This is a genomic window from Flavobacterium sp. SP2 (assembly GCF_057626655.1).
Genome location: NZ_JBVHBT010000002.1, coordinates 590,985 through 605,096, shown reverse-complemented (window position 1 = coordinate 605,096; position 14,112 = coordinate 590,985). Strand labels below are relative to the sequence as shown.

Sequence of the window (14,112 nt, the reverse complement as noted above, 5' to 3'; positions counted from 1 at the left end):
AGTATTTTATTCTATCGATTCAATTCTGAAACCAACTTCGGTAATTCCTTTTAATTCAGCATCTCCAACAATTTTGCCTGTTTGTCTTACAGCTTGTTGTATTTTTACTTTGTAATCTCCTTTTTGCGAAAAAGATTCATTTAACTTATAAACCAGTTTGTTTTCCTTTATATCTGTAAATCCGTCACCTAGCAATGTTCCGTCAGTATTTGCCATCATATATTCTAAGGTGTCTACTTTAACTTTCTTGTTAGGTTGTTCTAACGACACTATTAAAAACAAATTATTATAAGGAAAATCGTTGTTATCTCTAATGTTTACAAATAAATTGTATTTTTTTGCTGCATCTAATTGAGGCAATTTAAAGGCGACAATACTGTCTTTATTCCAAGCACTTCCTACCGATTTATATTCGTCAAAAACACGTTTTTCATCACAGGAGACAATAGAAATTGCTACTAAAATTACAACAAGGTTATTTAGAATCTTCATTCTTTTTTATGATAATTGGTTTTTTGTTAGCTGGTTTATTTTGATTTTGGTTTGGATTGGCTTTTTGCTGATTTGGGTTGGCGTTTTTATTCTGATTTGGATTTATTTTATTTTGATTTGGATTTATTTTATTTTGGTTTGGATTGGCTTTGTTTTGATTTACTTCATCAGGTCGCTTGCGATCTGGCGAATTTTTAGCCGAGACCTTATTTCTGTTTTTGTTGTTATTTTTCTTTTTTGGTTGGTCAAATCGTGTTAAACTTTCTTGTCCCATTGCATTATTAAAGGTAACTTCTTGCTCTACAACCAATTCAATTGCAAAATCTTCTAATGCAGAAACTTTAATTTTTTGTTTGTTTTGAGCAACAATTTCTTTGACTTGTTCAATTTTTAATACATGCCAATTTGCAAAATTATTAGTGTATGCAAACCACATTAAGCCTTTAAAGATGTCTTGTTTTTGACAAATGGCATCACCTTTTTCGGTAACTAATTTGGTTTCGAAATCTGGAAAATCTTTTAAAGCATCAAGATACGTGTCCAATTCATAGTTGAGACAACATTTTAATTTTCCACATTGTCCAGCCAATTTTTGCGGATTTAACGACAATTGTTGGTAGCGTGCTGCAGAGGTATTAACACTTCTAAAATCGGTTAACCAAGTAGAACAACACAATTCTCTTCCACAAGATCCAATACCACCAAGACGAGCTGCTTCCTGACGGAAACCAACTTGCTTCATCTCAATTCGAGTCTTGAACGACTGGGCAAACTCTTTAATCAATTGACGAAAATCAACGCGATCGTCTGCAGTGTAATAAAAAATTGCTTTAGATCCATCACCTTGAAATTCGATGTCAGAAATTTTCATCTGCAACTTTAAAGCAATAGCAATTTCTCGTGCTTTTACCTTCATCGGCTCTTCTTTATCACGAGCTTCACTCCAAATGTCAATATCTTTTTGAGATGCTTTTCTGTATACTTTTGCAACATCTGGGCTTGTGTGATTGACACCTTTTTTCTTCATTTGAACCTTTACAAGTTCACCAGTTAAAGTTACAATTCCTACATCATGACCAGGTGAAGCTTCGGTAGCAACAATATCTCCAATGCTTAAGGTAAGTTTTTCAGTATTTCTATAAAATTCTTTTCTTCCGTTTTTAAAACGTACTTCAACACAGTCAAAAGGAGTTTCGCCATTAGGCAAATTCATATTTCCTAACCAGTCGAAAACGGTCAATTTATTGCAGCTATCGGTGCCGCAAGTCCCATTATTTTTACAACCCTTTGGTGCGCCACCATCAGAAGTTGAACAACTTGTACATGCCATAATTATATATGTAGTATCGCCAAAAAGCGATTTAAGTTTATAAAACGATTAATTGGTAAAGATAGTATTTTTAGAAATTATATTCCAATAAAAAAATCCCAATTTCCACGGCTGAAATATCAGTTGGAATTTGGGATTTTAATCAGTTGATTTTTAAAATAGTTATTCTAAAATCTTAAATACTTTATCAGATAATCTTATTCTAAAAGGTATTTCGAAGGTAACTTTATCACCTGCTTTTGCAACAGCATTTTCACTTCCATTTACCATCATTTTGGTTAAAACGATTTCTTCGTTTCCTGTGGTCGGACCTGAAATTAAAATTTTATCGCCAAGGTTCAATTCGTCATTTTCAATAATGAACAATCCAATTTGAGCTTTTACGTAGTAATGTTGGACGTTTCCAAGAAGTACTTTTTTTACTTTTATCTTCTGACGAATGTCTTTTGTTTTACTAGCAACAGCTAATGGTTTGTCGGATAATTCGCCTGAATGTTTGAATTTCAAATTTTCCGATTTTCCTTTTCGGAATACTTTATTACCAACTTGTTTTCCTCTGCGCAATTTAACTTGTTCAGCCAATGGTAAATGCGTAATTTCTAGACATTCTGTAGAACAACAATTTTCCATAGCTGCTTGACATTCGTCACATTGAATGAATAATAAATGACAACCATCATTTAAACAATTGGTATGATTGTCGCATGGTTTTCCACATTGATGGCATTGCGAAACGATATCGTCGGTAATTCTTTCACCCAATCTGTGATCGAAAACAAAGTTCTTTCCTATAAACTTACTTTCGATATTTTCTTCTTGAATTTGTTTGGCATAATTGATAATTCCGCCTTCCAATTGGAATACATTTTTAAAACCCTGATGCTTGAAATAAGCCGAAGCTTTTTCGCAACGAATGCCACCAGTGCAATACATCACTAGGTTTTTATCTTCTTTAAAATCTTTTAATTGCTCGTTGATGATTGGCAAACTCTCTCTAAAAGTTTCCACATCTGGAGTAATGGCGCCTTTAAAATGACCAATTTCACTTTCGTAGTGATTTCTAAAATCAACTACAATCGTGTTTGGATCTTCTAATATTTGGTTGAATTCTTTGGCTTTTAAATGAACTCCGATATTGGTAACATCAAAAGTTTCGTCGTTTAATCCGTCGGCTACAATTTTATCACGAACTTTTACAGTCAATTTCAAAAAGGAATGATCATCATGCTCAACAGCGACATTCAGACGAATATTTTTCATAAATTCGTAAGCTTCTAAAGTTTCTCTAAAAGCTTCTAAGTTTTCGGCTGGAATGCTCATTTGCGCATTAATTCCTTCTTTGGCTACATACGTTCGACCAAGAGCATCGAGTTGATTCCATTGGATAAATAAGTCGTCGCGAAATTTTTTGGGATTTTCAATTTTGGCATACGCATAGAAAGATAATGTAAGACGTTGTTGTCCGGCTTCATCAATAAGTTGGGCTCTTTCTTCTGCGCTTAAGGTGTTATACAGTTGCATGCTATAAACGTTTAAGTGAGAAATAGGTGTTGGAATTGGCTTCGCCCTATTCGGCTTTGCCTCGAATTCTAAATGGAAGAATTCGGGTGCAAATGTAAAAATAATTTATTAAAAAACCCTGTCAGAGTTCAAAACTCTGACAGGGTTGTAATTCTAACAGTAAAAAGTCTTAACAGAATTCTGCGTAAGCGTCTTTCAAATTCTCTGCAATCATTTCAGCAGGACGGCCTTCAATGTGGTGACGTTCTAACATGTGAACCAATTCGCCATTTTTGAACAAAGCCATACTTGGAGATGATGGAGGAAAAGGAAACATTTCTTCTCGAGCAGCATCAACCGCTTCTTTGTCAACACCAGCAAAAACTGTTACTAAATGATCTGGTTTTTTAGCTCCATCCAAACTCATTTTTGCTCCTGGACGTGCATTTCTCGCAGCGCAACCACAAACCGAATTTACAACCACAAGTGTTGTTCCTTCTGCTTTGATAGCGTTTTTTACTTCTTCTGCATTATATAAATCTTGAAAACCTGCGTCAGAAAGTTCTGCTCTCATTGGTTTTACCATTTCTTCTGGATACATATTCTTGATATTAGATATTTGATATTAAATTTTAGATATAAAAATCTAGGACAAAGATAGTGAGAATTGCAATTTTATAATAATTTTGATTATAAAGTTTTGTTATAGTTTGATAGAGAGTTAAAACCAAAAAATTCTGCTAATTAAAGCTCTAATAAACAACCCTTTTGGGCATTTCCAAATGACTTGTAAGTCTTCCCAAAACGAAGTTTCTTCATCAAGAAATTTGAAAATTAAGGTTGGATTCCCTTTTTTGAATAATGACGCAAATACTTTGGAACCTAAGTCATTTCTTCGATATAAAACATCTAAAAACAGCAAATCGTAGAACCAAAATTTATCTATTTTATGAAATTTTCTAAAGTCGGTTTCTTTGGATAAAAACTGAATTAATGCTTTCGATTTTTTGGTAGTATTTTTAAAAGTATAACCTGTACTTGCTTTGGTCCATCCGCCAACAGAACCTATATTTATGATGTTTTTGGTGTTGTGTTTCCAAAATTTATAAGAAGTCATCGGAATATTTCCTTGTTCTTTATCGACGATTTCGTACTCTGTAATTCCCAGTTTTTTGATGTAATCCTGAATTTCATTTTCATATTCTTCTTTCGAAAGTAAGTCTTTCGAAAACAAAGTATATTCTAACAAAGCTTCAGTTGATGAAGTTGGTAGCACATACATAAAGCGAGTATTTCCTCTTTGTTCAACCGAAAAATCCATGAAAGAGGCTTTGTTTATATCAAAAACTGCTGCATTCGATTTTATAAACCAACCAATAAAATGTTGTTGCAATAAAGGATATTTTGACTGACTCTTTACAAGATTTGGATTATAAATAGAATTGAAAATCTTATTGCAAGTGTAATTTTGAGTTTCTGTTTTTACAATACAATGATTTCCTAATTCTTCAAAATCAATCACTTTTTGGTTTGCAAAATGAATGTTATCTTGTTTAGAAATTAAGTCGAAAACTAGATTGTAAAAATCCAATCCGCGAATCATTTTATATTGGTACGGATTCAAATCTAAATCTCTTCGAAAGTTTTCATCGGCAAAAAGTGCCACATCCCATTTTTTGGAAACAATTTCTTCAAAAAGCGAAGAATTATCCCAAAAACACCAAGTTCTGTCGTTGGCGTTTTTGGGATTTTCATCAATAAGTAATATTGTTTTATCATAAAATTTTCTCGACATAATCATTTCATAAACGGTCATTAAAGCCGATAACCCTGAACCTGTGAAAATGTAGTGATAGTGTTGCATTACTTATTTCTTAAACAACAAAGATACTTTTATTTGTGTTTTGGTTCATAAATCAGTCTTAAAAACGTGCTAAATCTTTCATTTTCTCTTTTAATAGGAATTCCAGTTACAATACCAATGAGTAGATTTTCGGTCACACCAACACGCATTTGAGGGCGAATAGTCATGTCAAAATCGTGTTTTTGAAGTTCTTTATTGAATTCAATCCCAATAAAATTTCGAGTTCCATCAATCATGTAATGAAAATTGGAGTTGATTTGCCATAATGTGTGAATAGAATTGCTGTTGAAATGTTGTTCAAATAATGGTCCAGTATAAAGCAAGGTATGAAAATTTTGTCCCCAACGTTTTGCTGCAACAAAAAATGGATTGTATATGTTTCCTATGAAAACCGTTTCTTTTTTATAATTGCTAAATTCGTTCATTTCAAATTCGTGAATGTATCCAAACGCCAAAGACGTTTTTGCCTTTTCAGAAACTAAAAAAGTATATTGTGCAGCAAGTTTTAAACTATTTAATTTATTTTTTGGAGTTGAAACACCCTTATCAATTGGATAATAAAACGAAAATGGAAGTTCGATTTCAAGACCTAATCTATCAATAGGTGCAAATTCATATTCGACTAATGTAGTGTAGCTATCATGAGTTTTGTTATCGGTAATTCCCAATCCTACATTCCATTCTTTTTCGCCTTTTCTTGCGCCCAAATCTCTAATTAAATCTATGTATAAAGGCTCAGCGTGCAGGTTTTTAGCCCTTCCTTTTTTGTGTTCAATCTCATTTATGTACAGACTATCTTTTAAATTTTTATCTTCTTGTGCAAAAACATTTGCAGTTATGATTAAGCATAATAATGCCTTGAAATATGTATTCTTCATGGGTATAATTTGTAAATTAATAATAAAAATACTCATCGCTTTACAATGTAAAACAATGAATTATGTAACTAAATGATACAAATTATACTTTTGGTGGAGGCGAAATAATCTCCAATAATGGATTGGGAATATGCTGAAATTGAATTTTCTTAATTTCCTTTGGATTTGAAATCAAACTACTGAAAAAGTTAATAGAGTTTTCATTTTCAATAGTAAAATCTAATGTTTTTATTTTTTTGAAAATAGAATTTTGAGAATTATCGTTGTCATCTTGTTCAGCAATGGCATTATCAAAACCAAAAACTTTTTCAATTATAATTTCAATGATACTTTCCTGATTATTAATACTTAAATTTTCAATTTTTTCGTAGTATAAAATATCGGTTGCATCCACTGATATGTTTAGGAAATACATTCCTAAAACACAACATATAAAGTTGGTAAATTTATTATTTCTAACAGCTAAATGCATTACTAGAATTTTGTGAAAAAGTGAAGTACAAAATTAGAATTTATGAAATGCCAAAATGATAATGAAAAGTTAATTAATCAATATGGTATCTTAATCCTAGAAAAAAACGAATCCCCTGATTTGGTCCGTATGCATATGTTGGGTCGAAGGTTAAACCATAAGGATTATCAGCTGTTGGGATTACATTTCCGTTGGTGTCAAACTGAACATTCTCATCAAATGGATCATTGGAACGAGCAATTATAAACGGATTTCCTCGATTGGGAGTCCAATTCAAAATATTTTTTACGCCCGAAAAAATTTCTAAATCGTGGATTTTTTTATAGGTGATTTGGATGTTCTGAATGCTGAACGGCAGCGAATATTCACGTCTTGGATCGAGGTCGCCTAGCAAAGGCAAACGCATACTTCCTGTAAGATTTCCAGTATAATCAAACGATAAAAACCACTTGGGAATTTCATAATTAATTGCCCAATTTATAGAATATTTTTCGGTGAAAAGTGGCGTAAATTTTCGGTCGTCTTGCTTCGTTTTGGCGTCAAAAAAGCTGGCACCAATGGTTGCTTTTAATCCAAAAGGAGTAATCCAATCTGCATTGGTACTAAGTCCGAACATTTTGGAATAACCGTTCAAGTTATCGTACACAATTTGATTGGGATTGACATCGTAATCGGCAAAAATCTTGTTGGTAAAATAGGTGTGCCAAGCTGAAAATTCAAGATTGATAATGCCAGAATTATCCAAAACATATTTTTTCAAGTAATTCAAATTCAAGTTATAGGAGGTTTCAGGCTTTAGATTTTCGGTTAAAACCACTTCTCGCGAACCCGATAATGCTTGATGATCTTCGGTAAATATATTTATAATTCTAAATCCAGTTCCAAAGTTTAATCGCAAAATATCATTGGTTGTTGGTTTCCATTTTACAGCCAATCTAGGAGTAAAAATCGAACCGTGAGCCGAATTATAATCGTATCGTGAACCTAATAAAATACTCGATTTTTGAGAAAATTGAATTTCATCTTGAGCAAACAAGCTATAAATTTCAGACGAATTGCTAGAATTGGTTGCCGGCGTAGTATCGTTGTAATATTGATATCGAAATGCTGCACCAAAAAGCAGCGAATGATTTTTCAGGTTTTTATCCCAAAGGTATTGTCCGAATGCAATTTTTTGATTGGCCAGAAAAATCGAATTTCCATAAACAGAATTTTGGTCGTGCGCAATTAGTGAAAATTGAAGAAACATTTTTTCAGCTGTTGGCAATTGATACCTTCCTAAAAGCTCCCAACGTGAAGTGTAAATACTTTCAGCATAAACTTCGCTTCCGCCACGAAAACTTTTATTCCATTGCATTTCGCCACCCCAACGATCTTCATACAAATAGCGCGAAACTAGACTAAATTCTTTTTCTGATTTTCTATTAAAATTCCATTTACTAAAAACAGAAACACGGTTTTGCAACGACACATCTGTAAAATTATCGTTGTTATTGTCAATAGGATTGTTGTAATTGAAATAATTTACGCCGAGCAACACATCTACTTTTTTACTTAATGATGTGCGATAACCAATGTCGATGTTGTTTTCAAGCCAAGATGTCGAGAAAATATCGGCCGTGAATTGCGGTACGGCTTTTGGTCGTTTTGTAATAATATTGATCAATCCACCAACGGCTTCGCTACCGTATAAAGTAGATGCGGCACCTTTTACTACTTCAATTCGTTCTATCATCGAATTTGGAATTCCAGATAAACCGTACACACTACCTAACGCACTAACGATAGGCATTCCGTCTATAGTCACCATCGTATATGGACCATCAAGTCCGTTAATTCTAATATCACCAGTATTGCAAACATTACAGTTGTTTTGTGGACGTAATCCATTAACGTTTTGTAACGCATCCAATACATTTGAAGTTGGATTTTGTTTTAAAAAAGTTGCCGTAATGATTTCAACAGGTACAGGATTTTCCAGTCGTTTTACAGCTTTCAAAGTGCCAGAGATTACAACTTCATCGAGTTGGTTTTCTTTTTTATTTGGAATTGTGTCGTACTCTTGTGAAAATGCAAAAAATGGCACAACCAATAGAAAAGCCCATAAATTTTTCATGTATCAAAATAAAAATTTAGACAAATCTAAAAATAATATTTAGTAAAACAAAAATATAATTCTATATTTGTCTTAAATAAATTTTACGATGACCATTTCAGAAGAGAATTACATTAAAGTTATTTATCATTTATCGTTAGTTTCTCCAAAAGGAGTAAATACCAATGCAATTGCAGGAATGTTGGATACCAAAGCATCTTCTGTAACTGATATGTTGAAGAAATTATCTGAAAAAGAGTTGGTTGCTTATCAAAAATACCAAGGTGTTACGTTGACCGAAAAAGGATTTTATTCTGCCAAAATGATTGTAAGAAAACACCGTTTGTGGGAAGTTTTTTTGGTAGATAAATTGCATTTTTCTTGGGATGAAGTTCATGAAATAGCCGAAGAATTGGAGCACATTAAATCGGAAAAGTTAATTAATAAGTTGGATGAATTTCTTGGGTTTCCATCGTTTGATCCGCATGGTGATCCAATTCCGAATGCCAAAGGAGAACTCGTTAAAATTGATAAGCTTTTATTGTCCGAAGCACTATTAAATATGGACTATGTTTGTGTTGGAGTTAAGAATTCATCTGTAGAATTTCTTCAATATTTGGATAAACAGAAGATTTCACTTGGTTCAACAATAAAAGTTATCTCATGTGAAGATTTTGATTCTTCCTTGACGATAATTTTAAATTCAAAAAATATTTCGATATCGAATAAAATTGCAGAAAATTTATTTATAAAAGCACTATAGCTATGAGTAAATCATTAGAAGAAGTTCACGAATCAGTTTCTACGCAAGGAAAAACATCGACATTTAGAAAAATTTTCGCATTTTTTGGTCCGGCTTATTTAATTTCCGTTGGGTATATGGATCCCGGAAATTGGGCAACCGATTTAGCTGGCGGAAGTCAGTTTGGGTATTCTTTGCTTTGGGTTTTATTAATGAGTAACATTATGGCATTGCTTTTACAGAGTTTAAGCGCTCGATTAGGAATTGTTACGCAACGTGATTTAGCTCAAGCTTCGCGCGAAACCTATTCGAAACCCATCAATTATGTTTTGTATTTTCTGGCAGAAATTGCAATTGCCGCCTGTGATTTAGCCGAAGTTCTTGGGATGGCAATTGGACTTAATTTGTTGTTCGATATTTCCTTAATTCAAGGTGTGATGATTACCGTTTTGGACACATTTCTATTGCTTTTTCTTATCAATAAAGGCATGCGAAAAATGGAAGCATTTATCATTGCATTGGTCGCCATTATTGGATTTTCATTTGTATTTGAAATGATTTTTGCAGAACCTGAAGTTGGAAAAGTACTAACAGGTTTGATTCCATCAATTCCTAGTGAAGCGGCACTTTATATTGCCATTGGAATTATCGGAGCAACTGTAATGCCACACAACTTATACTTGCATTCGTCATTAGTTCAAACCCGTAAATTTGACCGAAGTAAAGCAGGAATTAAACAAGCATTGAAATATAATTTTATCGATTCTACCATTGCATTGAACTTGGCATTTTTTGTAAATGCAGCGATTTTAATATTAGCGGCAGCAACATTTCACAAAAACGGTTTTTTTGAAGTTGCCGAAATTCAGGATGCACATAAACTTTTAGAACCACTTTTAGGAACTCAATATGCGCCAATTTTATTTGCCGTTGCTTTAATTGCAGCTGGACAAAGTTCTACAATTACAGGTACTTTGGCTGGGCAAATTATTATGGAAGGTTATCTAAACTTACGAATTCAACCATGGGTTCGACGTATTATAACGCGTTTAATTGCTATCGTTCCGGCTGTAATTGTCATTTCCATATTTGGTGAAAGCGTTACAGGGAAAATGCTAATTTTAAGTCAGGTGATTTTGAGTTTACAACTAGGTTTTGCCATAATTCCGTTGATACATTTTGTTTCAGATAAGTCAAAAATGAAAGGATTTCATATCAGTAAAACAACTCAAGTTGCATCGTGGATTATTGCTTCCATAATTGTTTCGTTGAATGCGAAATTGGTTTATAACGAAATTCAAGGTTGGTTAGAAACTTCAGAAAACCCAATAATTCTCTGGTTTACTGTTGTTCCTTTAGCGTTCGGATTTTTGTTTTTACTACTATACATAGTTTTCAAACCGTTTATAACCAAGGCTAAACATAGTATTGACAATCATTCGCCGCACAATCTGAAATTGGATTTTTCTCAATCTGAATCGAATGATAAAAAGAATATTGCTATTTCAGTTGATTTTTCGGATGCTGATGAAATTGCCATTAATAGTGCATTTGAAATAGGCGGTAAAGAAGCTAATTATACATTGATTCATATTGTTGAAACAATAGGAGCAATTATGTATGGTGAAAATATTGAAGATCATGAAACGACAATTGATGAAAAATTGTTGAAAGAGTACGAAATAATGTTGACCGAAAAAGGATTTAAAGTCGATTCAAAACTCGGATTTGGAAAGCCTAATGCAACGATTGCCAAAATTGTAAATGAAGGAGATTTTGATATTCTAGTAATGGGAACGCATGGTCACACTGGTTTTAAAGATATTTTATTTGGTACTACAGTAGATAAGTTACGTCATAAAATTTCAATACCTTTATTGATTGTAAAAAATTAGAAAATGAAAAAGCTATTTTTATTCTTAACAATTCTATGCAGCGTAGCATTTTATGCTCAGACGGAACTAAAAACAACATCCAAAAAATGCATTCCTAAAAAAGGATATCATATAAAATTGAAGAGTGTTTTTAACGATTCGCGTTGTCCAGAAGGAACAAATTGTGTTTGGGCAGGCGAAGTTTCAGTGGTAGTTGAAGTTTATGACGACAAGAAAATCGTTGAAGAGAAAACGTTGACTTTAAACACGAAAAATAGAATAGAAAATACGCAATGGTTTTCCAAATATTATTCCAAAAAAATCAAGTCAATAGCTGTTTTCCCTTATCCAAAAGAAGGCGTAATTGTAAAAGACAAAAAGAAATACATTACTATTGTTTTTGAAAATTAATGACAATCACAATCATCGCTACCGCAATTTTTTTTAGGTTTCTTTTTGCCAATTAATGGTTTTAGCACAAAGAATACTGCGATTGCAAGTGATATATATACTAAAACCATTTGTATCATAATACTTTTATTTAATTGTTAATCTTAAAGCTTAGCGCCTATAGAAATATAAAAAGTTCTTCCTTCTCCAGGTAAAATCCCTGGTCCAGGATATCCGCCAGCTCTTCTTGTGGCATATTCCTTATCAAATAAATTATTTATTCCACCACGAATATTGTAATTTTTCAGAAACTTATATTCTGTAGATAAATCGAAAACATTATACTTATCCAACAATCCAGTTAATCCATTTGCAGATGGCGCAACAGTGTTGTTCGCATCTGTAAATATTTTACCCGACATTTTGTATTGTGCCGTGGCTGAGATGTTATTATTACTCCAAGAAATTCCGAAATTATGAATGTATCTGGGTGCATTTTCTACTCGGTTACCTTTAAGGTTGGTTTCGGTTATTGTAACATCTGGTGCAGTTCCTGAAGCAGTAGAAACTATAAAATCGGTGTAACGACTATCTATGAAACTCACAGTTGCAAAAACATCTAAACTTCCGTAAGGTTTATCCACATCCAAAAGTTTGGTAACATTTAAATTAGCAAATCCTTCAATACCTTTATTAACTGTTTCACCTAAATTAGTTCGGTAAATAAAAGTTCCTTGATTTGGATCGTTATTAATAAACTGTCTAACGCCACCAATTCGGTTATTGTAACTCAAATAAAACAAACTAAAATCAAAATTCAAGAATTTTTTATAAGTACCTCTAAAACCTAAGTCGGCATTGAATCCGCTTGCATCTTCTAGATTTGGATCAATTACATCGGATACTGCTGGCGGAGTTAAATCTGAAAATAATACTGGTCTGTAAGCCTGTGTAATATTTGCATAGATGTTGGTTGATATAAACTTATATTCAACACCAAGTCCGAACAATGGTTTGCTACGAGAAATTGTTTTATCAGGAAAAGCTACAGCATTTCCGTTGCTAACGCTAAATCTTCCTTCTCCAGTATTTTTAATATATTCGTATCTAATACCTGGTGTAACACTTAATTTTTCGGTAACTTTAAATTGATTTTCTGCAAAAACAGCTACGTTTTCGGTGCTAAAATTAATGTCACGTCCGTATTGTCCATCGATTGATAAATCAAAATCGGATCCTGTTGTTCCTCGTCCTTCTTGTAATCGTTGTGTTTTTGCTTTGTAAATACGTGCTCCAAACGCAAGGTTACTGTTAATTTTACCAAATCTATATTTGTAAATATTTCTATTTTCTACACCAAAATTTTTATAGTAATCTCGATCAACACGTCTGTTGGCATAATCATTTGTTGTAGGATCTATTGCATCAGCAGTATTTGGAGTTGCTGTAAATCCAACGCTATTTCGTTCACCAATTAATCCAAAAAGTTTAGTATTAGATGAGAATTGATCGTTTATTTTGGTGTCAAAATTTATAGAAAATAAATTCCATGGTGTACCAAACCAGTTTCGTTCTCTTAATGATTGTTGCGAATTGGCATCGAATTGTTCGTCGGTTAAACCACCTGCTTGCTGCATTTTATAATCCATATTGGTATATTCAGCCGATAATTTTGTTTTTTCGGTAAATCGATATTCTAAGAAAGCGTGAGTATTTCGAACAGTATAATCGGAATTTTCTCTCCAACCATCGCCACTTCTGGAATGGTTGTATACGTAGTAAGAGAATTTATTTAATTTTCCACCAATGGCATTGTAACTACTCATTAATCCGTAGCTACCAGTTGTATTTTGAGTTTCGAATGAAAATTTCTTTTTTGTCTCTCGCTTTAATTGATAGTTTAGCATGCCACCAAATTGAGGTCCAAATTGCAATGAAGATCCGCCACGAATAAGTTCTAAAGTTTCAACCGCTTCTAATGGTGGATTGTAGTAAGCTTCAGGATATCCAAATACATCTGATGAAATATCATAACCGTTTTGTCTTGTATTTAATTCCCAACTTCTATTAGGACTTAATCCTCTTACTCCAACATTAATTTGAATTCCCGAACCTTCGTTTTCCCAAATCGTTACACCAGGAACTCTCGAAAATATTTCTCTTGCATTGTTGGTCGTAAAATTTCCATTAATATTGGATAACTTTAATACTTCATTTTTTTTACCAGAAAACAAGATATTGTCTTTAACTTCAGGCATGCGCTCAGGACTTTGTTGCTTGATTGTTATTATAACTGGATTGAGTCTTTTAACTGTATCATTTGAAGCTAAGTCTTCTCCTTGAGCATGAATTGATAGTGCAAATAGTGCGGTAACAAGTACTAAAAAATTCTTCATTTTATTTAGATTAAATCTACGTTGCAAAATTATCAAATTGATTTTATTTAGACAAATTAAAAATAAGATTTAAAACAAA

12 protein-coding genes are annotated in these 14,112 nt (G+C 32.9%); 3 read left to right on the top strand and 9 right to left on the bottom strand.

Features of this window, described 5'->3' with window-relative positions; genetic code table 11:
- Positions 1 to 6: 6 nt before the first annotated feature.
- The 8 genes from ACZ098_RS07085 to ACZ098_RS07050 form a co-directional block, all read right to left on the bottom strand.
- Positions 7 to 492, bottom strand: coding sequence for a gliding motility lipoprotein GldH (locus tag ACZ098_RS07085; protein WP_487311043.1), 486 nt, complete (start codon positions 490 to 492; stop codon positions 7 to 9).
- A complete protein-coding gene (locus ACZ098_RS07080; protein WP_487311042.1) occupies positions 476 to 1,822 on the bottom strand; it encodes a PSP1 domain-containing protein in 1,347 nt (448 codons plus the stop codon). Before ACZ098_RS07080 ends, ACZ098_RS07085 begins: the two co-directional genes overlap by 17 nt.
- Positions 1,823 to 1,984: 162 nt before the next feature.
- Positions 1,985 to 3,343 (bottom strand): oxygen-dependent tRNA uridine(34) hydroxylase TrhO, encoded by a 1,359-nt coding sequence (trhO, locus tag ACZ098_RS07075; RefSeq protein WP_487311041.1) that lies wholly within the window; start codon positions 3,341 to 3,343, stop codon positions 1,985 to 1,987.
- 169 nt (positions 3,344 to 3,512) lie between these two features.
- Entirely contained in the window at positions 3,513 to 3,923 is a 411-nt protein-coding gene (locus ACZ098_RS07070; RefSeq protein ID WP_035124683.1) for a BrxA/BrxB family bacilliredoxin, read from the bottom strand.
- A 120-nt stretch (positions 3,924 to 4,043) separates the two neighbouring features.
- Entirely contained in the window at positions 4,044 to 5,186 is a 1,143-nt protein-coding gene (locus ACZ098_RS07065; protein ID WP_487311040.1) for a lycopene cyclase family protein, read from the bottom strand.
- Positions 5,187 to 5,215: 29 nt separating this feature from the next.
- On the bottom strand, positions 5,216 to 6,064 hold the full coding sequence (locus tag ACZ098_RS07060; protein ID WP_487311039.1) for an HAEPLYID family protein: 849 nt from the start codon (positions 6,062 to 6,064) through the stop codon (positions 5,216 to 5,218).
- An 82-nt stretch (positions 6,065 to 6,146) separates the two neighbouring features.
- Positions 6,147 to 6,536 carry a hypothetical protein gene (locus ACZ098_RS07055; RefSeq protein ID WP_487311038.1) on the bottom strand — a complete coding sequence of 130 codons (390 nt, stop codon included), beginning with the start codon at positions 6,534 to 6,536 and terminating at the stop codon, positions 6,147 to 6,149.
- 73 nt (positions 6,537 to 6,609) lie between these two features.
- On the bottom strand, positions 6,610 to 8,652 hold the full coding sequence (locus ACZ098_RS07050) for a TonB-dependent receptor plug domain-containing protein (protein ID WP_487311037.1): 2,043 nt from the start codon (positions 8,650 to 8,652) through the stop codon (positions 6,610 to 6,612).
- Between the two features lie 88 nt (positions 8,653 to 8,740).
- Between ACZ098_RS07050 and ACZ098_RS07045 the strand changes: the two genes are divergently transcribed.
- Genes ACZ098_RS07045 through ACZ098_RS07035 form a run of 3 tightly spaced genes read left to right on the top strand, consistent with a single transcriptional unit; the run spans position 8,741 to position 11,658 of the window.
- Positions 8,741 to 9,394 (top strand): metal-dependent transcriptional regulator, encoded by a 654-nt coding sequence (locus tag ACZ098_RS07045; protein ID WP_487311036.1) that lies wholly within the window; start codon positions 8,741 to 8,743, stop codon positions 9,392 to 9,394.
- A gap of 2 nt (positions 9,395 to 9,396) precedes the next feature.
- The gene (locus ACZ098_RS07040) at positions 9,397 to 11,268 is read left to right on the top strand and encodes an Nramp family divalent metal transporter (protein WP_487311035.1); all 1,872 of its coding nucleotides are present in this window, start codon (positions 9,397 to 9,399) and stop codon (positions 11,266 to 11,268) included.
- A gap of 3 nt (positions 11,269 to 11,271) precedes the next feature.
- Positions 11,272 to 11,658, top strand: coding sequence for a hypothetical protein (locus ACZ098_RS07035; protein ID WP_487311034.1), 387 nt, complete (start codon positions 11,272 to 11,274; stop codon positions 11,656 to 11,658).
- Positions 11,659 to 11,801: 143 nt separating this feature from the next.
- On the opposite strand, the gene ACZ098_RS07030 is transcribed toward ACZ098_RS07035, so the two are convergent.
- Positions 11,802 to 14,033, bottom strand: a complete 2,232-nt coding sequence (locus ACZ098_RS07030) for a TonB-dependent receptor family protein (protein WP_487311033.1) — start codon at positions 14,031 to 14,033, stop codon at positions 11,802 to 11,804.
- Positions 14,034 to 14,112: the final 79 nt, after the last annotated feature.

What these genes read in the sequence shown, in the direction of transcription:
- ACZ098_RS07060 (WP_487311039.1), bottom strand. Translation starts at nt 6,064, where the DNA reads ATGAAGAATACATATTTCAAGGCATTATTATGCTTAATCATAACTGCA.
- trhO (WP_487311041.1), bottom strand. Translation starts at nt 3,343, where the DNA reads ATGCAACTGTATAACACCTTAAGCGCAGAAGAAAGAGCCCAACTTATT.
- ACZ098_RS07055 (WP_487311038.1), bottom strand. Translation starts at nt 6,536, where the DNA reads ATGCATTTAGCTGTTAGAAATAATAAATTTACCAACTTTATATGTTGT.
- ACZ098_RS07030 (WP_487311033.1), bottom strand. Translation starts at nt 14,033, where the DNA reads ATGAAGAATTTTTTAGTACTTGTTACCGCACTATTTGCACTATCAATT.
- ACZ098_RS07050 (WP_487311037.1), bottom strand. Translation starts at nt 8,652, where the DNA reads ATGAAAAATTTATGGGCTTTTCTATTGGTTGTGCCATTTTTTGCATTT.
- ACZ098_RS07040 (WP_487311035.1), top strand. Translation starts at nt 9,397, where the DNA reads ATGAGTAAATCATTAGAAGAAGTTCACGAATCAGTTTCTACGCAAGGA.
- ACZ098_RS07035 (WP_487311034.1), top strand. Translation starts at nt 11,272, where the DNA reads ATGAAAAAGCTATTTTTATTCTTAACAATTCTATGCAGCGTAGCATTT.
- ACZ098_RS07065 (WP_487311040.1), bottom strand. Translation starts at nt 5,186, where the DNA reads ATGCAACACTATCACTACATTTTCACAGGTTCAGGGTTATCGGCTTTA.
- ACZ098_RS07085 (WP_487311043.1), bottom strand. Translation starts at nt 492, where the DNA reads ATGAAGATTCTAAATAACCTTGTTGTAATTTTAGTAGCAATTTCTATT.
- ACZ098_RS07045 (WP_487311036.1), top strand. Translation starts at nt 8,741, where the DNA reads ATGACCATTTCAGAAGAGAATTACATTAAAGTTATTTATCATTTATCG.
- ACZ098_RS07080 (WP_487311042.1), bottom strand. Translation starts at nt 1,822, where the DNA reads ATGGCATGTACAAGTTGTTCAACTTCTGATGGTGGCGCACCAAAGGGT.
- ACZ098_RS07070 (WP_035124683.1), bottom strand. Translation starts at nt 3,923, where the DNA reads ATGTATCCAGAAGAAATGGTAAAACCAATGAGAGCAGAACTTTCTGAC.